Origin of the sequence: Janthinobacterium sp. UMAB-56 (assembly GCF_900095265.1) — a bacterium.
Classification (GTDB): Bacteria; Pseudomonadota; Gammaproteobacteria; order Burkholderiales; family Burkholderiaceae_D; genus Janthinobacterium.
On record NZ_LT607651.1, the window covers coordinates 16,458 to 38,891 of the forward strand.

Consider the following 22,434-nt stretch of genomic DNA (forward strand, 5'->3'; position numbering starts at 1 on the left):
CGGTGGATGATGCATGCGAAGCTCCTTGGAATCGGGAAATACCCAAGACTAGCCATGCATGCATCGTGCCAGGTAGATTGTATACAGAAATTGTGCCGAAAATCACCAAATATCGGCCAATTTGACGGCAAATGCACCGTTTTCTCGCATGCAGCCCCGCGCATGCACCAGAAGGCGGCAAGCTGCGGCAGCGCTGGCAGGCCGCTGAGACTGGTCACGGCCGCTCAATCGCACCGCTCAAAACCTGGCGGCTTGCGATGCTCACCGCTTCGGCTGCCCCATACTGCGTACAGCTGCACTTCACGGGCCAATGGGGACGCCTAGACTTCCTTCCGCCCGCTCACGTTTTGCTAAGCATTGCTAACCTTTGTTAGTCGCGTTTACCCGCCGGAGCAGGCATCGAGCAGCGATTCCAGCTGACGTACATGGGCGGCCCGCAATTGCTCGCGCGCCAGCAAGGCTTGCACTTGCTCGAAGATGCCGTGGGATGGCACTGCCGGCAAGGCAGGCGCGACGGGGCGCGCCGCTATGCACGGCGCACTCACCGGCCAAGCTTGCACAGTCGATGCTGGCCCCCCTGCCGCACAGCCGCTCAATAAACTCGTCAGCAATAAACTGGCGAGGCTGCGTGTATGCCTTCCAGCACCTTCGCGTGGCGACCTCATCGCATCTCACTGGCGATCAGCGCCTCGGCGGCACCACAGGCATCACCTGCAGGCTGCAGCGCCAGGATGCGCGCCGCAGCCGCTTGCGCGTCTGCCTGCCCGGCCTGCGCCGTGGCCAGCGCCTGCCGGGCCCGTGCCGAGCGACGTACGCCCTCTTCCCGCAGTGTATTCAGGGCCTGGTTCTGGCGCCGCAACACGCCTTGCACCTCCAGCACTTGCGCCGCGCATGCGGCACGGCCCGCTTCGCGCCCCCAGCGCTGGGCGCAAAACACGGCTGCCCCCAGCAACAGCAGCATGGCCAGGATGCTCAACGGCGGCTTCATGCCAGCACCTTGCGCGCCGCCTGGTACAAGGCCACGCGCTCGGCCAGGCCATTCACGCCGCCGTTGATGCGGCGCGTCACCCGTTCCTGGTCGCCCGCATCGGCCAGACGGTTCAAGCCGCGCGATCGCCAGAACCAGCCGGCCGAGCGGCAAGCGGCAGTGGTTTGCTCCAGCAGTTGCGGCGCCGCCAGCAAGTCCAGGCCCAGCGCTACGCCGCACGCCGCATAATTGGCGCGCCCCGTCACCTGCAGCAAGCCGCGCCCCTTGAAGCGCACGCCATCGCCGGCGATCACATTGCCCAGGTCCGCCCGTCCTTCATAGGCCGCGCCGCTGGCCAACTCGCGTACATAGCGCAACTGTCCAGATTCGTGGCCCACCTGCGCCAGGAATGACGCCTGGCGCAGCGGCGTATCAATACCGAACTCGGCCATCGCCGCATTCAGTGGCACCAGGAACAGCGTAGCGCGGCGACCGGCCAACGGCATGATTTGCATCAATTGCGCGCCTGTCACAGCCTGCCCCGCACATCCTTGACAGCAGCGGCCGCATCTGCAGCCAATTCGCCGATATCCTTGCCGCGCCGATTGTCGAACCAGCGCACCCAAGCGCCCAGCACCCACCAGGCAGGCAAGCCGGCCGCCACCATCAGCGGTGCGGCGATGAACAAAAAACCCGTGGCCGGATCGCCGCCATACAAGCCCGCCACGGTCTTCGCGCTGTCGAACAAGCTGGGCCACCACGACAGCACGGCGGCAACCAACAAGGGACCGAGAAAGGTGGAAATGATGATACTGGAACAAAAACGAATAAATGCCTCCTTGGTGGACTGGGGCCACATGAACATGAAGCCCAGCGACGTGGCGGCCGCGCCAGCCAGCACGGGCACGCCAAACAGTTTGATCAATGCGCCGCCGGCGGCGGTGGTTTCGAGGGCCATGGTTGCCTTTCAGAGGGTGGAAATGAAAAAACCCGCCGAAGCGGGTTGGGATGTTGCAAGCACAATCTTTATGCCACCTTCACGATTACACGGGCGCGTCCGTCGTCCTCGATGGCGATGACCTTGCCAATAGCGCGCATGTATCGCTGAAGCGTCATGTCCTCCTCATTGATGGCAATGCCCGCAATGCCTTCACCATCCTGTACCGGTACGATGAGCTGGCCGGGAACCGCCCCCTGGATATTGCATGGCACCTGCCCGGCGAAAGCGATGCGGTCGACCGTCTGGCGCAGCGCTTCGAGTGCTGCATCGAAGGCAAGCCCGGGAGCCTGCCGAACCGCCCACTCTTCATCGGTATCGCCTGCAAGCGGCACCTCGCGGTATACGGCAGCCTTGGCAGGAATCTCTGGCGTGAGCAGGGTCAGGCCGTCGTAGACGGCTTCGACAGCAGCTTGCGCCTCGCTGACCAGTTGCGATTCAACTCGGTCAAAAGTACGCGTTACGGATGCCGGACGCGGGCCAAGTTGTTGCGACCACTTGTCGCCGCCCACCATGCACGGATCGGTGGATTTCACGGCAAACGAAATGGCATCAGCCCAGCGATCGGTAAGCTTGCCATCTGCGCCGATGCCGATCAACTGGCCTGGCGCGATGACGGTACACTCAGATGCCTTGAACATGTATTCGGCATAGTCGGCGCCACTGGCATTGATCGTGCCGGCGGCATTGATGCTGCGGCCTGTGGTCTGAGAACCCACATACAACACAGCGGTACTCCCCGCCCATGATGTGGTGCCAGCACCCGCCAGTACCGCCAGGGTGGCCGTGGCAGCCTCGCCCGTGCGGCCCACATACAAAATCTCGCCAGCAGGCACCGTATCTTTATAAATGGTATGAATATCGCGCGCGCCAGCAGCTACCGCGACGGGGCCGCAACGCATATTGCCGGGCCACGCGACCTGGCCCGTGCCTGTGACGCCAAGCAGCGGCGCGGAGAAATTTCCGCTGGTTTCGTCATAGGCACGCAGATTCATCTTGTAGCCTTGATAGTAAAGGCTATCAGTACCGGCCGAAGTAGACCAGAGGAAGCGGCCTGGGAACGCTGCGCCAGCAACACCGCCGACCCCAAGCGCTCCCACCTCATAATAGGTGCTAGCCAACAACGGCTTACCACCGTTCGGCACCGATAGGCTACTTTGCTGTCCGCCGCGTATACCTGCATGAATGATTTTCGGACCATTCAGCGTCGAATCAGTCTGTAATTCGACGGCACCGGGTCGCAGGGTCATGCGCGGTGCACCGCCAACGCTCAGCGCATACACCGCGATAGCCTCCCAGGAATCCTTGGGTGGTTCCGTGCCAAGAAATTCCAATTCCTGCTGCATCCACATATTTGAATCGACGTAGCAGGACAGTGTTGAAAATTGCACCGCACCCACATAAATAACACCATCGCTGCCTATCCTTACCCCCTGGATATCGGAATGCCTGCCATCACCGGTGCTATACCAGGAGCCACGAATCTTGCCGTCGTTATCACAACGCAGCAAAATCACCGTTTCGATGCCATTGGAGGAACCTTCGTAGGATGAGTAAGAGGTGGCGCCGGAAATACGGATAGTGGCTTCGCCACCCAATGCAGCCACATTAAACTTGGCAATACGCCACCAGCCATTGCTTAGACCAACATTCTGCTGCTGGCCAGGGCCACGCACCGCCATGGTAATGAAGCTCGGCGTCGTGATCGGTCCTGACATGGTGCCGCCAGTTAAAGGCAGCGCATTGTACGGCCCCGCCGCGAATGCCCGATCCATTTCATTTAATTTCTCGTTGACGTTGGGCATACCGTCATAAAATTTATCAGCCATTCAGATTCCTTCAATTTGTAGTGGTGCAGAGTAAGTGTCAAAGTACGGTGTAGCTACCGCGTCGATATTGCTGGCCTTGCCATACAACATATAGTCCTGCTCCAGCAGCGGGTCCGGATTTTCTGGAAATAAGCTGAACAGCATCGCCTTGCCCTTGCCGTTCTCGCGCAGGATGCGCATGAAGCGCGCGCGGTCCATCGATGTCAGGTGCGTCAGATTGATGCTCAGCTTGTCGCTGCTCGTGCCCAGCGCGGTTTTCAGATTGCCTGCGCCCGTTCGGTAATTTTCACTGCTATCCTGCGTCTGCAACTGGGCGCCGTACTCGGCGTTATATTGCGGTGACCAGTAGTTGCCCACCACCAGACGCGAGATTTCCAGGTAGCCTTCCGGGCTTTGTGGCGCAGACACGTTGATCACTATCTGGCGCACGCGTACAGGAGCGAACCATGTCACGCCGTCGGAGCCGCCGCCGCGCGGCCAAGTGTTCACACCGCCCCACTGATAGGCGTTCCAGCCGAGCGGCAGCACACCCCATGGATAGGATCCATGCACAGCAGCCGGACACGGGAAGATGCTGCCTGTGTCGAACACCGGCACGGTGTCGCCCGGCTGGGAATAACCGCGCACGCGCATGCGCGCACTACTGGTCATGTTGGTGGAGATCAGCGCCACGCAGGCGATGGGCTCCTGTGTCGGCCAGGTGGCGGTGATCATCTGTGCAGTGCCGTTGGCACGTAACACGGCATTCTTGCTGTCGCGCTGCAGGTTGGCCGGGCCCAGTTCGCCGGTTTGGCTTAATGCAGTCAACACCGCTCGGTCAGCGGCATTGTCGTGGATGATGCGAAGATTTCTCATGGCAGCATTGCCCCTTCCAGGATGAGGTAAGTGGTTGGTAAAATAAACCCAGTGATAACGCCGATAGGCTCGGTGGCGGTGTATCCCCGGCGCTGCCTTGACACCATCACCTCGACTATCTCGGTACTGGTGGACGAAATAAAAAACCCGCCGAAGCGGGTTTGGGGTGGACGACTGATTTGCTACACGGCCTTGACCATCACATAAGCCCTGCCGTCGGGTTCGATCGAGATCACGCGACCGACGGCATCTAGGTATTGCGAATGCGTGAGGTCTACCTTACGGACGGGAATACCCTTGATGCCGGCACCGTCCTGCACCGGCACGATGTAGTCGCCCGGCTGGGCGCCCAGCACGTTCACCGGTACACGGCCGGCGATGGCGATACGGTCGACCTTCTGGCGCTCGGTTTCCAGCGCCGCGTCGAAGGCGGCCATGGAGTCGGCGTCCTGCTGCTCGGCGGCGTTGTGGGCGGCCAGCGCGGCGGTGTAAGCGGCCTGCTTTTCCGCCCATTCTTCATCGGTGTCGCCGGGTTCGGTTACTACGTCCTCATATTCCGGTGAGTTGGTGCCGGGCACTGGCTGCTGCGTGACGACATCAGCGCGGCGCAGGGGTTGAATCGGTGCCGCTCCTGCCTGGGGCGATGGGCGCGGACCTACGTCGCTGGCCCAGGAATCGCCGCCGACAAACGAGGGCGCTGTCGATTTTATCGAGAACATGACGGCATCGGCCCACATGTCGGTGACTTTATTGTCGACGGTGATACCGACTATTTGCCCACGGGCGACGATGCCGCAGAGTGGGTTTTTGAAAATGTATTCAGCATAATCGTTACCGCCTGTATTTACAGTACCTGCAAAGTTACCACTACGGTTTGTTGGAGCATGCAGGCCAACATAAAGAACTGATTGGGCCTGCGCCCAACCTCCTGCGCCGTTAGATGCTCTTATTCCAACGCAAGGCTGACTTTGCCCTTCCTTGCCTATGTAAATTATTTCGGGGTTTACAGTGGGCGAAGCAGGGCACGATATATTGTGGATCAGTTGAGATGGATTACTACTGCCTGCTTTAAGTAAAGGCATGGATACAATACCATTTCCTCTAACATTCAACAAATCACCTGACCACGCGCTTGAACCAGCATCGTACGCTCTTATTGCCATGGCGTACCCTTGTTTATTTAGTGAGCCACTGCCAGATGAGGCAAGAAACCCGAAACACCCTGGATGAGCAAGACTATCTATTCCACCAACACCGAGTCTTAATATCTCCTTCCCTCCTCCCGGAGGCAGCTCATTTTGTAAAGCCCCTGCCGCCAGAAACGAGGTTGCAATAGTTCCATCACCAACTCCAACGATTTTGTTGAATAGTGTACCGACAGTGGGGTAAGGAAAATTACGCCATCGTGGGGCAATGTGGATTGGGTTTCCTGGCTGTGTTGCTGAATCGAAAACTATGGTTCCAACTGGCGCTGCGGTGGTTTCAACTGGCACTGAATACGTTTTTGTATTCATTCCCGTTAAATCAAATGAAATGGTTGCATACACATTGGCGTCAAAGAAAGCATACACATCATGATTTCCGTTGGCGCGCCGCACAACCATAATCCGAGATTGCGACAGTATGAAGCCTTCAATGTGCCAGTCTACAAAGAATGCGCCTCGCACGCCCATGAATATAGTAAATGGCGTAGACGAAGCGGCCAACCAGTTGCCATTGAAAACACCGCGGATAAGAAGATTTGCATGTGCGCCTTCATTTTCTGCGCCAATCGTAGCGATAAGGAGCCATCTTGTATTTGGTGAGTTTTGTGCCAGATAGCTGTAGCCATACTTGGCAGTGGGGCCAGAACAAAGCCTTGCGCTAGTTTGAATAGGCAGGCTCGGATCAATCCACGCCGGATCCATGTATCCATTCGGCCCACCAAGTGGCGACATCCCAACCTTGGGCGCATACGACGCCACCACCGCACCGCGCCCGGCCAGCTCATTCAAGCGCTGGATTGTGTCCTTCTGACCATAGTAAAAAAAATCACCCATTACAGTTCCTCGATTTCAATGTTGGTGGCATATGCCTGGAAAGATGGCGCGGTGATGGCGGCAAGATTGGCCAGACGGCCATACACCTGATGCGCCTGCTCCAGCTCGACATCGTCGCTATCCGGATACAAGCTGACAAAAAGCGGGCGCGACAGGCCGTTGCCGCGCACGATGCGCCACAGTTCTGCACGATCAAGCGGCGTCATGTGATCGAGCGCCAGAGACAGCTTGCGGTACATCACGCCCCGCTCCACCTTCTGTTCGCCGGCGCAATTGCGGTACTGGCTGCTGGTATCGACTGGCGCAATACCAGCGCCATACGACGCGTTCTGCTCGGGACTCCAGTAAGGACCAGCCACCAGGCGCGCGGCCTCGATGTAGCCAGCATGATTGTCGGGGTCGGCCAGGTCGATCACCAGCTTCCTGATGCTGCGCATCTGGAACCAGCAGCGGGCGTACGTACCGCCGCCATAACTGTAGGCATTCAAGCCCAGCGGCAATGCGCCCCAGTCCCACATGCCCAGCCGCGCATACTCGCACGCTGGCATGACGCCTGTATCGAATGCAGGCGCAGTGTGGCCAGGCTCGATGTAGCCGCGCACTCGGATGGTTGCCCCTGGGGTCAGGTTGCAAAACGGCAAGGCAACGCCACCGACAATTTCCGGTGCCGGCCACGTTGCCGTGATGGTCTGCAGCGTACCAATTGAACGCAGCAACAGGGACTTTCCCTCGCGCTGGAGATTGGAAGGTACCAGTGCACCAGCCTGGGTCGATGCCGTCAACACCGAGCGGTCGGCGGCGTTGTCATAGATGATGCGAAGATTTTTCATTAGATTTTCACCAGCTTCCAAGTGATTTCAGTTGGACTGATATAGCCGTTCCCACTGACTGGGGTCCAGGTAAATCGAATGTATATCCGATTATCGAGAGGCAAGAGGGAGGCGCCATCATTGAGGCCATCACCAACAACAATAGACGCTTCGCCATAGCCATTGCAGCCACCGCGCCAGCTTTGGCCACCTGAAATCGTAGCATTGGCCAAAAAAGTGTCAGACGGGACGGTATGCCATGTAGACTCGAATGTGTGCCCGGTATCGATGTAAACAGTAAATGGACGATATTCGTTACCAGTCCATCCCACTACCCCTGGCGAAATATGCTCCACTCCATTCTTCACAAGATTCGGTGGCGACAAAATTCCGCGGGCAAAAGTACCTTTACCATCGGCGGTAATCCGTACAGCTCCCGCGCCAGCATAGATAAACGGCATGCTCCCGGTAGCGTTAAAATCAATGAACGTCGTATTGGTCTCGTTTTGACCACGCCCGGCAATAATGGCCTTCGCCGTCAATGTCCCGGAAAAAGTTCCCTTTGCCCCCATCAGTTCACCACGAAAAGTTCCGCTATTCGCATAAAAATTCCCATTCCGGTCCAAAAGCCACCCCGTATCCCAGCCATTCCAGTTGCTGCTGTAAATGTCGCCACCGATCTGGGCGTTTAAGATGGCGGCGTTGGCGATGTAAGTCGGCGAATTGGACGGCGTGATCTGGCCATAAAGATTATCTCCAAACCTCGCTCCTGGGCCATCAGCCCAAGCCGATGGCACCGTCTGCGCAACAAGCGCCACGCCGAAGTACCACGACGAGGTAAAAAGGTAGGCATCGACGGCACCCTTGCCAACAAGCACGCCGCGTACAGACGCGTAAGCGGCCCCTGCCGGCGCCACAGCAAATACGACGGATCTTGGCCACACGCTCAAGGGGCCTGTAGTCGACACGTCGTCCACAGCGTTCCCACCCATCTCCGTTATATACGTGTCTGCGGCGTCGTAAAAGGCAACATTCGCCGCGCCCTTGCAGCGGTGGGTAGTCATGTAGATGCTGAACTCGTAGCGCACGCCGGAAATCACCGGAAATTTTCGGAATGCGCCAGTCTGCCTCGGGGTCATAATAGCCACGGCGTCTACTGGAACGGTCCCAGGACAGCGCATGTATACGCCACCGGCGCCGGTCGGCCGGTAGAGCTCAGGACTTTCAATGACAGCGGTTAGCGCCGGGGCGAAGGAATACTCCAAGCCGAAGCCCCCGACAGTGCCAGGGTATGGGCCGGAATTGCTGATCAGATTGCCCGCGCCTATCCCTGCATTCATATAGTTGGACGTCAATGGCGTACCAGCGCTGAGAATAATCTTGCCAGTTGAATCCTTGATGCTCAGGCCGCGCGCATCAATCTTTTCTGCTGTAACGGAGTCTGCAGCCAGTGCTTGGGTGGCCACCGACCCATCCACCAGCAAATTCCCGTTCAACACCGTGCCAAGCGCCAGCCATACACCGCTCTCAAAAAACTTCGTCACCGCATGCGTCGCGTCATACAAGGTCACCACGTCGCGGTTGAGCGGTGCGCCATAACCGGCACGGCCCAGCTCATATACGGCCGAAGCATCCGACCAGGCCGAGTAGCCAGGCGCCGTCACCGTCACCGTGCCGCGCTGGCCAGTGGCGCCATCGGCAGCCAGGCGCGCAGCCGCAGCCCACTCTCCCGGCTGGATATCGTCGGTCGCCGCGCGCGAAGCGGCCGTGGCGCCCGATGTGAACAGATAGGCGCCGCCTGCAGTCGGCACCTGGACCGACCAGCCATTGTTCAGGCCAGTCAGCGCACCGCTGGCAAACGTGAAGGTGCAGGCGGCCGAAGGCAGCGCCGGTGCTATATTGGTCGCGCCACGCTGGTAGATGCGCACGGGCGCCACGTTCAAGCCGTCGGTGCCGTCCTTGGCCAATTGCACCGCCGCCGACCACTCATTGGCGGCGATATTGTCCGTGGCATTGCGCGAGCTGGCCGACGCCACGCGCACATACAGCGGCGCCGTGCCAGCCGGGATATTTTTCGACCAGCCATTGGCCAGGTCATTGCCGGCAGGTGTCGTGATGGCCGCCGTGGCGAAGGTGTAGATCACGTCGCCGGGCGAGTCCGCAGGTGCCGCAGCCGCACGCTTGTAGGCGAAGGCCTGGCCCGTGTTCAATCCAGCCAGGCCCGTCTCGCCGGCAACGCCGTCGAAGACCTTGCTGACCATGTAATTGGCGAGGTAATCGACGCCAAATTCACGGATGCGTGCCTGCACCAGCGCCGTATCGGTCGTCATGCTGGCAAAATCGACCGTGGCCACGTTGCCGTTGACCCGCAACGCCGTGCCGGCGGATACGGAAAAGACGATATCGCCCACCACATTGACCGGCTTGGCGGTAATGGCTATCGAGCCGGGTGCTCCCTCGCCGGCGCTATTGACGCGAAAGACGGGCGTGCTGGCGGCCATCAGGATCGCCTTGCCATCGGCCGTCGTGCTGAAGCGCTCCGCTGTCGCCTGCAGCAGCGTATCGCGTTCCCCCACTATGGCGCTCATGCCAGCACTCCCACCGTCACTCGGCCAGTCAGCCAGAAACGCGATAACATCACCACCACGCCCGCCACGCCGTCCTGCAAACCAAAGCGTTCAGCGCGCAGGGTTACCGGCTGTCCCAGTTCCAGCATCATCATCTCGGGTTCTCCATCAAATTCATAAATGGTGCGCGGCACCTTGCTCAAGGCCAGGCGCCGCTGCGCTTCCGCGCGGGCATCGGCGCGCGTCTTCAGGCACGTATCGATCTGCACCGGGTCATCGCTCAGCCGATAGCGCGCGCGCACCGCCTCGTCCACTACGGTCTCCGTCAGCCATTCCGTGGCGTACAAATCCGCGTGCGCGGGCGGAATGCTGGTCGTCAAGGCCGCCTGCAGCGTCCAGTTCCGGTCGAAGCCGATCTTCACGGCAGCCGTCACGGGCAGGCGCTGCGCTGGACGCAGCGAGCGCTCGCGCATCTGTTCCGGACCGACCGCCACCGGCACGCCGGCGGCCGGCAGTGCGATCTGCACCAGGCGCAACTGGCCGGTGCGCGACATGATCGCCTGGGCGCCCACGCTGGCCGCCAGTTGCTGGATGGCCTGCGCCTGGTTCGTGCGGTCCGCAACATACAGCCCCACCGGCTGCGGATGGGACGTGTCGAAGGCGGCCAGGTTGTCCAGGTCCAGGTCCGCCAGGGTAAAACGGTCAGCCGCCTTGCCGTAGGCGGTGGCAATGCGCTGTACCAGCGGGGCGATGCGCGGCGCATAACCGCCACCCTGGTCGCCCTGCACGCTGGCCGTGATCGTGGTGGAAAACGGATCGGTGGTCAGGTTGAAGCGGCCCGCCTGGTCATTCAAGGCCACGGCAACAGGCTTGCCGTTGGTGCGCACCTCGAACGTCGATTCGACCGCGCCGAGAAAACCGTATTCCAGGGTGGCGGGATTGGTCAGCAAGGGCGTCACGTTGTGGCACTCGCCAAACGGTATCGGCAGAATGGCGTCCTTGTTCGGCGTCGTGCCACCAAGCTTGGCTTCGGAGATCGGCGTATTCAGGCGCTGCAGCTTGTCGCGCAGTACCAGGTTGACCGACTCGCGCCCCGCACTGGCCACGTCGGCGATGATGCCGTCGAAGACCAGCCGGAAGTCGGCACGCGGCCAGGAAGGATCGCCGGCCCAGGCCTTGATCGGCCGGTTCATCCAGACATCATTCAGCCAGCCATCGAGCGCGCCATCGGCGTTATCGAGTTCGATATCGCCGCCCGACAGCCCCGCCTCGCCGGACAGGCTGACCTGTTCCGTGAAAGCCAGGCCGCCCTTGGCCAGCGGCTGGTACGCGGTATTCGCCGGCACCTCAACCGGCCCGGTGACGTAGGGTCGCGAAGCGATATACCGCGTCACCTCGCTGCCAGCCACATTCACTTGCGCCTCGATCAGCACCATGCGGATGGCCGACGAGCTTTGCAGCCATTCCTGAAATTGCGCATCGGTCATGCGTATTCTCCTTTCACTGCATTGGCCCAGGCGGATGCCCTGGACGATTTGTCCACGCCATCGACCACCGTCCTGGCGGCGTTGGCGTTCGATTCAAAGGTAGCCTGGATGGTGGCGCCCGTTTGCGCCCGCTGGTCGGCACGCAAGCCTTCCAGTTCCACGCGCATGGCCTGGTTGTCTTCGCGCAGGCCGCGGATTTCGGCCACCAGTACGTCGGAGCCGACATTCGCCGCCGACGAGTAGCGCACGGGATCGAAGACGGCCGCTGCAACAGGGGAAGTCATCGCAGCCAGTGCTGCGACCACGGGAGGATTACTGAGTTGCACACCCAGATCCGCCGCACCGCCCATCACCGCCCGCAGGCCGGCAATGGCTTGCACCACCGTCAGCACGCTGTCGTTAATCGTGATCAAGCCCGATACTTGGGCATTGAGTGCGTCCAGGCTGGCCTGCTGCATGTCAACCTGCGCGGCCGCCCATTTCAACGCTTCCTTGTTCGCCTCCACCACGCGGGCATAGTCCGCCGCATAACGGGCATCGGAAGCGTTGACCACTTGCGATGCCGTCAAAAACGCCTGTTCGGCGGCAGACAGCCCTGATTGCGCCGTCGCGTCGCCCGCATTCGCGGCCGCCAGCGTCTTCTCGAACTGGGTGCGCGCCTCCGCATATTTCTGCTCCGGCGTCAGCGTCGACTGTGCACCCAGCGCCATGCTGGAGTTCAGGCCGTTCAAGGTCGTCACCCACGATTTCGACTTCTCCAGCGCCGATTTGGCCGACGCCGATTCCGTCTCGTAGGCTTTGGCCAGCGCATCCTTCGCGCTGGTCACCGCCTTGACTGCCTGGATCTGGTCGAACAGTCCGCGATTAGCGTCGGCAATGCCGGCGCGCTGGCTTGCCAGCAGCTCGGCCGAGCTCTTTGTCAGCTCGTTCAGTTGCTGCTGCAGATCCTTGCGTTCGCTGGCGATTTCACTGGCCGTCTTGCTCACTTCGGCCAGCTCGCCCGTGGCGGCGGCCAGGTCGGCGGCATAATCGGCAGCTGTCTTGAACGGCTCGGCAAGGGCCAACAGGGACGCGTACAGCTCGGCAGCCCCATCCCGGCCCGTTGCCACACCATCGGCGGCCGCCAGCACGGCAGCCTTGAAGCCATCCATGGTCGTCACTCCAGCCAGGCCCAGTTTTCCCATGGCATCATTGACCGACTTGGTAATCGGTGCCAGGCGTTCCGCCTCGGTGAGGAAGTTTTCCACGAAAAAACCCGTGCCACTGGTCAGCTTGTCGATGCCGCCAGCCGCTTCGATCAGATGTTCGCTCAACTTCACCGCGCCCAAGCCTGTCGTATTGAACGACTTGCCCAGCACCGCCAGCACATCCGTCACTTGCATGTAGTTATTCGCAACGCGCGCCAAGGTTTCCAGATATCCCTCGCCGACTTTCTGGTACTGTTCCAAGCCGCCCACGCCAAACTTGGCCATGTCATCGCCCAGCTTGGAGAATGCAGCTTCCAGCGCCTTCTGGATTTCGTCGCCTTTCAGGTCTTTCAGCGAGATCTTGCCCAGGTCGACCACGAAGGACTTCAGCCGCGCGTTGAAGGCGTCACCGCCCATTCCCAGCATGCCAGCGGCCGCCTTCACGGTGTCGGACAGGCCGAGAATGACTTTACTGAATTGGTCGTTCGCTTCGCGGTCAAGGCCACTCAAGGCCGTACGTTTCTTGTCACTGGAAAACCAGCCGCCCGACGTCTTGGTATCCGTGTACTGACTGGCCGATACGCCGCCCGTCTGAATGCTGTCCAACGAAGCCTTGTTCAGTATCAGACCTGTGTCGATCGTCGTCGTTTTACCGCCGAAGATGGAACCAAGGATGCCACCCGTGATTTTCCCGACCAGCCCCCCCGTCAGCTTATCGAGCGCCAGGCCAATGACGCCACCCGTGATTGCAACGGCAAGAGTAGAAGAACCAAATGCAGCCGCGCTACCCTTGCTATCGGCTGCCATTGCGCCGGTCACGCCGGAATTACGCACCAACAATCCGCCCAAGCCACCAATGCCCGCCACCACCTGGCGCAGCGAATAGGCCATCGATGCCGAATACGCCAGCCCCAGTCCGGAGTTCTTCTCCATGATTTCCAGTGACTTCGCGATCGAATTACTCTTTGCGCTGGAATCTCCCAAAACCGTACCCGTGCCGGTGGCCGCCTGCCGGTCCTTGGCAGTGGTATCGGCACCACCGCCGCCGGAAACGGCAACGCCGATTGCCAGCAGCATGCCTGCCACCATCGCGAATGCACCGATATTAGCGGGGAACGGCGCAGCCAGGGCCGATGCCAGCGCCGATACGCCATAAGCGCTGGACTTCGCCGTTTCTGCGGCAGTTACCGGTCCGACCGATGCCGCCGCGCCAGCGACTTCCGCCGTCGTCGCGGCAGTTTTTGCCGTCGTCACCAGGGTGATACTTGTCAACTTTTCAAGTAGCGACTTGGCATTCATGGCCAATTCATAGGCGCGAAAGCCCTTTTCCACCTTTTCCATGATTTCATATCCGGCCGACTTCTCTTTGAAAAAGCCCTTCGCGGCAGTCGCCATGTCGTGATACTGCTTGACCGTGGCCTTTTTTTTGTTTTCCTGCGCCTTTTCTTGTCCTTTTTCCGATGGATCGTCCTTCAGTTCCTTGGCAAAGTTGAAGTCGATATCCTCTTGCGCCTTGCCGAAACCGACCATGGCAACAGTCATTTTCCCGATGACTCCGCCAACATTGCCAAAGGCTTTCTCCAGTTTTGTCGCCAGTTCACCGGCAAATTCACCTGCCTCCTTCCACTCCGCCTCGCTATATTTGCGCGTGGGTGCCGCCGGCGCCGCCTTTGCCTTGGCATCAGCCGCCTCTTTGCCGGCGTTGTCGAGTTTGTCCTGGCGCTGCTCTTCAAACGCAAAAGCGCCATATTTGGCGCCTGCGCCGGCTGTGGCAGCGCTACCTGCGGCTCGGAAATCCACCAGCCGGGTATAGGCATTGCCCAGGCCATTGACCACCTTGATGGCATCGGCCAGCGACTTCGCCTCGCCGGCATTCCATGTCCCCAGGGCCTTCGAGGCGGCGGTAACATCGCGTGCCTGCTCGGCCTGAGCGCGCAGCAACAGCGCCGACGCTTCCGCCTCAGTATTGGCTGACCTCAAGCCCTCGGCCGCAGCCAGGCTGGCTTCGCTGATTGCTTTCAGTACTTGCACCGTATCCGTTGCCTTCGTCGAATCGATGACAAGTTTTAATTCCGTTATCTCTGGCATGGTTGGCCCATAAAAAAGGCCGCGCATGGCGGCCGGGTTGGAAAATGCGGGTCAGCCCGCCGCATGCTGGTGCGACAGGAACAGCGCGTCGAGCTGGTCCAGCAGCTGGTGCTCGAACGGCTCGATGGCGATGGCGTGGCGCGCTTGCCAGGCGAGGATTTCCGTGCTGGCGATGGGGTTGACGGCCATGCCGTTCTGCCGCTTGCGGTTCAATTGCGCGAACCACTCCCACACGTGGGCCAGCTCGAACGGCATGGGGGGGGCCGCCTCTTCTGGCGGCGCGCGGTACAGGGGATGGCGCCGGGCCGCATCGATATGCTCGCCCTTGGCATGACCATCGGCCGCGCGCGCGCCGCGCTCGAACTGGTGCCCGGCGTAGCGCAGCAGGCTGGCCGTCAGAGTTTCAAAAAATTCGACTCGTTTTCCAGCGCCGTGGTGACCTTTTCCTGCCAGGTCGGGTATTTTTCAAAGGCCGCTTCCAGCAGCGCCGGATCGAGCGGCACGGGTGCACCGTTGCTGGTGAAGCCATACCAACCCATGACCACGGCCAGCGCCAGGCGCTTCTGGTTACCGTCGATGGCTTGCACCAGCAATTCGGCGCCTTCATCGGTGGAAGCGTCGATGGCCGTCTTGCGGCGAGCCGATTTCTTGTAGCCTTCTGCGCGCACGGCGTTGTTGGCCAAGCGATACTGCTCGCTGTTCTTGCCGACGATGGTCAAACCGGCTACCGCTTCGCCGTCCGCGTCGAAGATGACGGGCACGTCGAACGTGACGGGAGCGGCCACCGCGTTGATGTTGCCGATGTCGAAACCTGCCTGGATTTTTTGTGCGTTGTTCATGTGTGCTGCTTTCTGGATGAGTTCAAATGGGGTAAAAGGTAAAAAGGCCGCCATCACGGCGGCCCCAGTGCAAATGTCAGCCGCTTACAGCGCGCTGTCCTGGATGCTCAAGGTTGTCGCCTCGTGCTGGGCGTCGGTGCCCTTGTAACGCAGGACGTCGAAGGCGCAGGTGACGATCTTGTTTTTCTCGCCGTCGTCGATCTTGGCCGACGTGATCTTGATGCGGCCCATGGCCAGCGCCAGCACGTCGGCGGTCGGCGCCGTGCCCGACGCCATGGCGTAAGCCAGCGGGATTTCCGTCTCGGACTTGAAGTAGTCAAGATAGGTGGCGTCCTGCAGCAGCACCGTGAACTGGCCCGAGCCCATCACCTTGCCGCGCGAGGCTGCCGTGGCGTACTTCGAGCCGATCACCGGATCGACCTTGACCTGGCCGTCCAGCGAGACCGACATGCCGGTGCAGATCTGCGAAGGGATGCCGTTCACCGACAGCATGGCCGTGGCGCCCGAAAACTTGCCGGAGCCAGGCGCGGACAGCGGCGCGGGGAAGTACGGCACGGCGGTGGTCGGGCCTTCCGCCTTGCCCATCAGGGTGAAGTCCAGGCTGGTGATGCCGTTCGGCTGCACGGCAATATCCATCTTGCTGACCAGTTGGTCGACGAAGCTGCGGTGCATGCCAATCTTCGGGTCCTGCACTTCGGCCGTGAACCAGTCGGTGGTATGTCCCGTCAACGGGGTAAAACTGCGCTTGCCCACTGCCGCCACGCCGACCGAGTCGCCGGCCGCCTTGACGATCATGGCCGAACCATCCATGAACTGGCCATTCAGATTGGTCGCCGTCACCGAGGTGACGAAAAAGTTCTTCGCGTTGTTGGCGGCGGCCGGTGCCGTCATGCCGGTGATGCGCACCACGCTGCCGGCGCGGAAGCCTTCACTCAGCCAGGAGCCGGCGCTGCGCGTCAGGCCGGAGGCTGCCGCCGCGATGGTGGTTTGCGCAGCAGCCACGCCGCCCGCCGTGAAGTCGCGGCGCAGCAGCGCAGCCATCAGCGGCGCATACGTGCCGCACGCCGCTTCGGCCTTGATGGCTCCCGTGGTGCGGAAGTTGCCCAGGCGGGTATCGCCCTGCTGCTGGCTGGCGTCGATTTCGGCGCTCGCGTATTTGTCCGCTTCCGTGTCGAAGGTGGCCGTGACGCGGGGATAAATCTGGCCGCCGCCGGCGGCGGCCTTGCTGCCTTCCGCGCTTTGTTTGCTGATAACGATCAAGCTGTCGATGCCGTTTGCTGTCGATGCCATAGTTGTAAAACCTTTCGTGGGATAAAAAAAGACCGCCAGAGGCGGTCTTGGGGAAGAAACTGCGAATAATCAGGAACACAAATGAAAAACCCGCGCGCGGTGAGGCGGCGGGCTGGCGTCCGGATGGCTCGGGGCCATGCCGGACGAAAGATGGGCGAAGGGGCCATGTGGGCCGTTCGCTGCGCTGATTTCTCCTATCGGTGTCGCGCCTTGAGCGCGTCTATTACGAGTGGAGAAGCATGTGGTGTACTGCGGTGTGACGTGTGTTGCCGGTGTTGCTGTTGCTGCGTGATCGATACTCTATTCTAGGGGCGTTTTTTTCAGCATCGGGCATATTGCAAAAAAAAATTTAGTGACCGAGGCGGCGCATGGCACGTGCGCCGTGCGAATGGAAAATGCCTTCCAGTTCACTGACCATGTCCTTGATGCGTTCGAGCTCGAAGCCGCCCGAGCAGCTGATGGCCGCTTCGCCGGCGCCACGACAAGCCTGGCAGACGACAGGCGCACCGGCCTGCATGGCAGCGACGACGCCCGTGCCGTGGCAGACCTTGCATTTGCTGTCGAGCCAATGCGCGAGCGACGCTTCAGCCACGCGGCGGTACAAGGTATTGGCGGCCTGCGCATCCCAGGCCGTCTGCGTCTTGACCCAGCGACGCGCACGGCCCTTTTGCGTCACGGCCGCCGTCCAGGCGCGCAGCAGCTGCGCCAGATTGCCCGCATTGCCTTCGAACAGGCGGGTGACGGTGCCGTCCGCATACTTGACGCGACACAGCAAGGCGCCCATGTCGCCGGCCAGCGCGGCTGCCGCAATGACATCCAGATCGTGGTGGACGGCATCGTCGCGCAGGTTCTGCGATGACAGCGATGCGATGAATTTTTCTGCAAACCCCATGATTTCTCCTCGTTGAAACTAATCTTTATTCTGTACCGGGCCAAACAGGGCCGCCACCAGCGGATCGCGGCTGGCCGTGCCGCGTGGCCAGCTGGCCGTGCGGCGCACCTGGGGCGGCAGTTCGGCCCAGCCATCGACATCGTCATCCTGTTCGCCCAGCGCGTACAGGGCGGGCCGCTGCCGTCCTGGCTCCGTGCAATGGCGCTGCGCCAGGTGGATCTGTCCCATACCGCACATGTGGCGCAGATAGCGGCTCATGGTGCCCGCATCGAGTCCCAGCAAGGCGGACAATTGCGCCGCGCTGGCCTGGCCCTGCTCGCGTACGTACTGCGCGATGCGGGCGATATGCAGCTGCGATTTCTTGCTGCGCCCCTGTAACTGGCGTCCCTGCCTTGGCACCGCCCTGCTTTCAACCAACTGACTGCTGTTCAACATCTGCCTGACCTCCCGTGGTGTCGCCAACCGCCAAACGCTGTAGTACGTTTGCGACAGGCAACGAGTGGACTTTATCAATCGCTAATGTTAAAGTCAAGCATTTGGTAATTTATCAAACGATAAATTTCAGGTTTAATGTGGAGATGAATATGTATCAATACAGACGCGACCGCCTGCTGGCCCTGATCCGCGAGCATTACGACAACACGCGCAAGAAAATTTCCGACGTCAGCGGCTGGAGCGAGGCACGCATCTCGCAAATCCTCTCGCCCACCTACCGCGAGGGACGCGCCTTCAGCGAGAAAATCGCGCGCAAGCTGGAAGCGGACCTGCAGCTCGACAGCATGTACTTCGACCAGGGCGCGGCGCCAGACCAGGCGACGCTGGCAGCCCGTGCGCTGGGCGAAGTGCAGCCAGTGGTGGTGGTCGATGGCGAGGATGAACGTTTCTACCCGATCCGCAAGGTGAAACTGCGCCTGTCGGCAGGCATCACGGGCTTTGCCATCGAACCGGAAACGCACGATGGCAGCACCATCAGCGTGCCGCGTAGCTGGGTCGATCGCAATGGCTTCCACCCTGAAAAACTGGTGGCTATCAAGGTCAAGGGCGAGAGCATGGAGCCGGCCCTATACGAGGACGACGTGGTGATCATCAATACGGCCGACAACCGGCCGGCCGACGGCATTGTGTTTGCCATCAATTACGAAGGCGAACCGGTGGTCAAGCGCATGGCGCGCGATATCGGCGAATGGTGGCTGACGTCGGACAACCCGGACCAGCGCAAATACCATCGCAAGTTATGCCGTGGCAATGAATGCCTGATCGTGGGCAGGGTCGTGCGCAAGGAAAGCGACCGCATTTGAAGGCGAAGTTTACCGATTGATAAACTTGCCCCACCTCATGGTGCTTACGCCAGTGCTGCCTGGATCTGCTGCAGCGCGGCCGGGTCGTCCATCGACGTCAGGTCGCCCGGGCTGCGTCCTTCGCAAATGGCCTGGATCGAACGGCGCAACAGTTTGCCCGAACGCGTCTTCGGCAGCTGTGTCACGAACAGCACGCGCGCGGGCCGCGCCACGGCGCCCAACTGGCGGTCGACCACGGCCATCACTTCGCGTTCCAGCAGTGCTTTAGCGTCAACGCTGTCGAACCCCTGAGGGTTCTTCAGGATCACGAAAGCCATCGCCACCTGGCCTTTGAGCTTGTCTTCCACACCCACCACGGCCACTTCCGACACGTTGGGATGGCTGGTGATGCTTTCCTCGATTTCGCGCGTGCCCAGGCGGTGGCCGGCCACGTTGATCACATCGTCCGTGCGGCCCAGAATGAAGTAATAGCCGTCCGCATCGCGCAGGCCCCAATCGAAGGTGGAATACACTTGCCGGCCGCTGAAGGTGGACCAATAGGTGTCGACAAAGCGCTCGTCGTCGCCGTACACGGTCTGCATGCAGCCCGGCGGCAGCGGGCCTTCCAGCACCAGCACGCCCTTCTCGTTGGCGCCGCATTCTTCGCCGGTCGCCTCATTGAGCAGCTTGACCTGGTAGCCGTACATGGCCAGGCCCGGGCTGCCCAGGCGCGTCGGCGTATCGGCCAAGCCTTTTGCCACCGACAAGATCGGCCAACCCGTCTCCGTCTGCCAGTAGTTGTCGATGATGTCCACTTTGAGTTCATCGGCGATCCATTGCGAAGTGGTTTCATCGAGCGGCTCGCCCGCCAGATACAGCGCCTTCAGGGAAGACAGGTCGTGCTTGCGCATCAGTTCCACCGGGTGCTTGCGTAGCACGCGGATCGCCGTTGGCGCCGAAAACATGCGCGTGACCTTGTATTTTTCAACGATGCTCCACCAGATGCCCGCATCGGGACAAATCGGCAAGCCCTCGTACAGGATGGTGGCCATGCCGGCGATCAGCGGGCCATACACGATGTAGGAATGGCCCACCACCCAGCCGATATCCGAGGTGGCGAAAAAGGTTTCGCCGGGCTTGCCGCAGAAGTTGTACTGCATCGACGACGCCAGCGCCACCGCGTAACCGCCCACGTCGCGCTGCACGCCTTTCGGTTTGCCCGTCGTGCCTGAGGTGTACAGCACATACGACGGCTCGTTCGATTCGAGCCAGGTGACGGGCACCTGGGCATCCAGGTGCTGCTCGCGCAGGGTCGCGTAATCGACGTCGCGGCCGGGCGTCAATGCCATCGGCACGAGATGGCGATCGACCAGCAGCACCTGCTGCGGCTTGTGCGCGGCAATGCAAATGGCTTCATCGAGCAGCGGCTTGTAGGCAATCGCCTTGCCATTGCGCGACCCGGCATCGGCGGAGAACACCAGTTTGGGCTGCGCATCGTCGATACGGCTGGCCAGACTGTTGGCGGCAAAGCCGCCGAACACCACCGAATGCACGGCGCCGATGCGCGCGCAAGCGAGCATGGCGAACGCCGCTTCGGCGATCATCGGCATGTAGATCAATACGCGATCTCCCTTGACGACGCCCAGTGATAGCAGAATGGCGGCGCAGCGTTCCACTTCGCGCTGCAGCTCGCGAAAGCTGTAGGTGCGCTCGGTGTTGGTTTCGGTGGAAATGGCGATCAGCGCGGCCGCATCGCCCTGGCTGCCGACCCAGCGGTCAACGGCGTTGTGGCACAAATTGGTGGTGCCGCCGACGAACCATTTGGCGAACGGCGGTCGGGAGTAATCGAGCACTTGCGAGAACGGGGTGTGCCACTCGATCTTGTCCGCTTCTGCGCGCCAAAAAGCGTCAGGCGTGTCGATCGAGCGTTGATGAAATGCTGCGAAATTCATGTCTCCTCCGGTATGCGAGCAATCTGTATCGGGCCTGGGCGAACTGCCCTGGCTACCACTTTATGTGTGCCACCTGCGTGCCATCTGCCTACCGTCTGCCTGCGTATTTCTTCCTAAAACGCGTCGCCGGGAATGCGTACGGCGCCTTCCATCAGCACGCGCGCGCTGCGGCTCATGATGGCCTTGGTGACGCTCCATGCGCCATCGGCCAGCACTGCTTCCGCACCCACCATCAGGGTGCCGGACGGGTGACCGAAGCGCACCGACGTACGGGGACCGCCGCCGGCCGCCAGATTGACCAGAGTGCCCGGAATGGCTGCTGCCGTACCGATGGCGACAGCCGCCGTGCCCATCATGGCGTGGTGCAGCTTGCCCATGGACATGGCGCGCACCAGCAAGTCGATATCGGCCGCTGCCACCTTTTTCCCGCTGGACGAGACATAGCCGGCTGGCTTGGCGACAAAGGCCACCTTCGGCGTGTGCTGGCGCTTCGCCGCTTCATCCAGGTGGGAAATCAAGCCCATGCGCAGCGCGCCATGCGCGCGGATGCTTTCGAAACGGGCCAGCGCGGCAGGGTCGCCATTGATCGCGTCCTGCAATTCCGTGCCCGTGTAGCCGATCGCGTCCGCGTCGACAAAAATCGTCGGGATGCCGGCATTGATCATCGTGACCTTCAACATTCCGATGCCGGGCACGTCGAGGTCATCGACCAGGTTTCCAGTAGGGAACATCGCAGAGTTTGTAGCGTCGCTGCCCTCTTCCTCCGCAGCCGGATCGAGGAATTCCAGTTTCACTTCGGCTGCGGGAATGGTCACGCCATCGAGCTCGAAGTCGCCCGTTTCCTGCACGTCGCCATGTGCCATGGGCACGTGGGCGATGATGGTTTTGCCGATATTGGCTTGCCAGATGCGTACCGTGGCGATGCCGTTTGCAGGCACGCGGGCGGCGTCCACCATCCCGCTGGCAATGGCGAACGAGCCGACGGCGGCCGACAGGTTGCCGCAATTGCCGCTCCAGTCGACAAAAGGCTTGTCGATGGAGACCTGGCCGAACAGATAGTCGACGTCGTGCTCCGGCCTGGCGCTTTTCGCCAGGATCACCGTCTTGCTGGTGCTGGACGTGGCGCCGCCCATGCCGTCGATCTGCTTGCCATACGGGTCGGGGCTGCCGATCACGCGCAGCAGGAGCGCATCGCGCGCCGCGCCAGGCACTTGCGCGCTGGCGGGCAAATCCTGCAGGCGGAAGAACACGCCCTTGCTGGTGCCGCCACGCATATAGGTGGCGGGGATTTTAATTTGGGGTACGTGGGTCATGTGGTTTCCTGAAAAACCGGGCAGCGCGCGCCTGCGCGCACCCGGT

Annotated in this window: 19 protein-coding genes; 1 reads left to right on the forward strand and 18 read right to left on the reverse strand. The window is 61.0% G+C overall.

Going from position 1 to position 22,434, the window contains the following annotated elements:
• Positions 1-380: 380 nt before the first annotated feature.
• The 16 genes from K0F85_RS00105 to K0F85_RS00180 all read right to left on the reverse strand — a co-directional run bounded on the left by K0F85_RS00105 (position 381) and on the right by K0F85_RS00180 (position 18,281).
• On the reverse strand, positions 381-560 hold the full coding sequence (locus tag K0F85_RS00105; RefSeq protein WP_219114009.1) for a hypothetical protein: 180 nt from the start codon (positions 558-560) through the stop codon (positions 381-383).
• A gap of 101 nt (positions 561-661) precedes the next feature.
• Positions 662-988, reverse strand: a complete 327-nt coding sequence (locus K0F85_RS00110; RefSeq protein ID WP_219114010.1) for a hypothetical protein — start codon at positions 986-988, stop codon at positions 662-664.
• The gene (locus tag K0F85_RS00115) at positions 985-1,482 is read right to left on the reverse strand and encodes a glycoside hydrolase family 19 protein (protein WP_219114471.1); all 498 of its coding nucleotides are present in this window, start codon (positions 1,480-1,482) and stop codon (positions 985-987) included. Before K0F85_RS00115 ends, K0F85_RS00110 begins: the two co-directional genes overlap by 4 nt.
• A gap of 14 nt (positions 1,483-1,496) precedes the next feature.
• The gene (locus K0F85_RS00120; protein ID WP_219114011.1) at positions 1,497-1,925 is read right to left on the reverse strand and encodes a hypothetical protein; all 429 of its coding nucleotides are present in this window, start codon (positions 1,923-1,925) and stop codon (positions 1,497-1,499) included.
• A gap of 68 nt (positions 1,926-1,993) precedes the next feature.
• Positions 1,994-3,793: a hypothetical protein gene (locus K0F85_RS00125; protein WP_219114012.1), complete on the reverse strand. Its 1,800-nt coding sequence runs from the start codon at positions 3,791-3,793 to the stop codon at positions 1,994-1,996.
• Positions 3,794-4,648 (reverse strand): hypothetical protein, encoded by an 855-nt coding sequence (locus tag K0F85_RS00130; RefSeq protein ID WP_219114013.1) that lies wholly within the window; start codon positions 4,646-4,648, stop codon positions 3,794-3,796.
• Positions 4,649-4,830: 182 nt separating this feature from the next.
• Positions 4,831-6,687 carry a hypothetical protein gene (locus K0F85_RS00135; protein ID WP_219114014.1) on the reverse strand — a complete coding sequence of 619 codons (1,857 nt, stop codon included), beginning with the start codon at positions 6,685-6,687 and terminating at the stop codon, positions 4,831-4,833.
• Positions 6,687-7,517: a hypothetical protein gene (locus K0F85_RS00140; protein WP_219114015.1), complete on the reverse strand. Its 831-nt coding sequence runs from the start codon at positions 7,515-7,517 to the stop codon at positions 6,687-6,689. The genes K0F85_RS00135 and K0F85_RS00140 overlap by 1 nt, the downstream gene beginning before the upstream one ends.
• Entirely contained in the window at positions 7,517-10,084 is a 2,568-nt protein-coding gene (locus K0F85_RS00145; RefSeq protein ID WP_219114016.1) for a hypothetical protein, read from the reverse strand. The genes K0F85_RS00140 and K0F85_RS00145 overlap by 1 nt, the downstream gene beginning before the upstream one ends.
• The gene (locus K0F85_RS00150) at positions 10,081-11,550 is read right to left on the reverse strand and encodes a hypothetical protein (protein ID WP_219114017.1); all 1,470 of its coding nucleotides are present in this window, start codon (positions 11,548-11,550) and stop codon (positions 10,081-10,083) included. Before K0F85_RS00150 ends, K0F85_RS00145 begins: the two co-directional genes overlap by 4 nt.
• Positions 11,547-14,825, reverse strand: coding sequence for a hypothetical protein (locus tag K0F85_RS00155; RefSeq protein WP_219114018.1), 3,279 nt, complete (start codon positions 14,823-14,825; stop codon positions 11,547-11,549). The genes K0F85_RS00150 and K0F85_RS00155 overlap by 4 nt, the downstream gene beginning before the upstream one ends.
• Before the next feature lie 51 nt (positions 14,826-14,876).
• Complete coding sequence (locus tag K0F85_RS00160) at positions 14,877-15,080, reverse strand: hypothetical protein (RefSeq protein WP_051991236.1); 204 nt, start codon at positions 15,078-15,080, stop codon at positions 14,877-14,879.
• 140 nt (positions 15,081-15,220) lie between these two features.
• Positions 15,221-15,664, reverse strand: a complete 444-nt coding sequence (locus K0F85_RS00165) for a hypothetical protein (RefSeq protein ID WP_219114019.1) — start codon at positions 15,662-15,664, stop codon at positions 15,221-15,223.
• Between the two features lie 84 nt (positions 15,665-15,748).
• Positions 15,749-16,954: a phage tail tube protein gene (locus K0F85_RS00170; RefSeq protein ID WP_219114020.1), complete on the reverse strand. Its 1,206-nt coding sequence runs from the start codon at positions 16,952-16,954 to the stop codon at positions 15,749-15,751.
• Between the two features lie 349 nt (positions 16,955-17,303).
• Positions 17,304-17,846, reverse strand: a complete 543-nt coding sequence (locus K0F85_RS00175) for a hypothetical protein (RefSeq protein ID WP_219114021.1) — start codon at positions 17,844-17,846, stop codon at positions 17,304-17,306.
• Positions 17,847-17,864: 18 nt separating this feature from the next.
• On the reverse strand, positions 17,865-18,281 hold the full coding sequence (locus K0F85_RS00180; RefSeq protein WP_219114022.1) for a FeoC-like transcriptional regulator: 417 nt from the start codon (positions 18,279-18,281) through the stop codon (positions 17,865-17,867).
• 149 nt (positions 18,282-18,430) lie between these two features.
• Here K0F85_RS00180 and K0F85_RS00185 point away from each other — a divergent pair, with 149 nt between their 5' ends.
• Entirely contained in the window at positions 18,431-19,144 is a 714-nt protein-coding gene (locus K0F85_RS00185) for a S24 family peptidase (protein WP_219114023.1), read from the forward strand.
• Between the two features lie 44 nt (positions 19,145-19,188).
• Here the strand turns inward: K0F85_RS00185 and K0F85_RS00190 are convergent, their stop codons facing one another.
• Both K0F85_RS00190 and prpF read right to left on the reverse strand, forming a co-directional pair.
• On the reverse strand, positions 19,189-21,075 hold the full coding sequence (locus tag K0F85_RS00190) for a propionate--CoA ligase (RefSeq protein WP_219114024.1): 1,887 nt from the start codon (positions 21,073-21,075) through the stop codon (positions 19,189-19,191).
• 113 nt (positions 21,076-21,188) lie between these two features.
• A complete protein-coding gene (gene prpF / locus K0F85_RS00195) occupies positions 21,189-22,388 on the reverse strand; it encodes a 2-methylaconitate cis-trans isomerase PrpF (RefSeq protein WP_219114025.1) in 1,200 nt (399 codons plus the stop codon).
• Between the last annotated feature and the right edge of the window lie 46 nt (positions 22,389-22,434).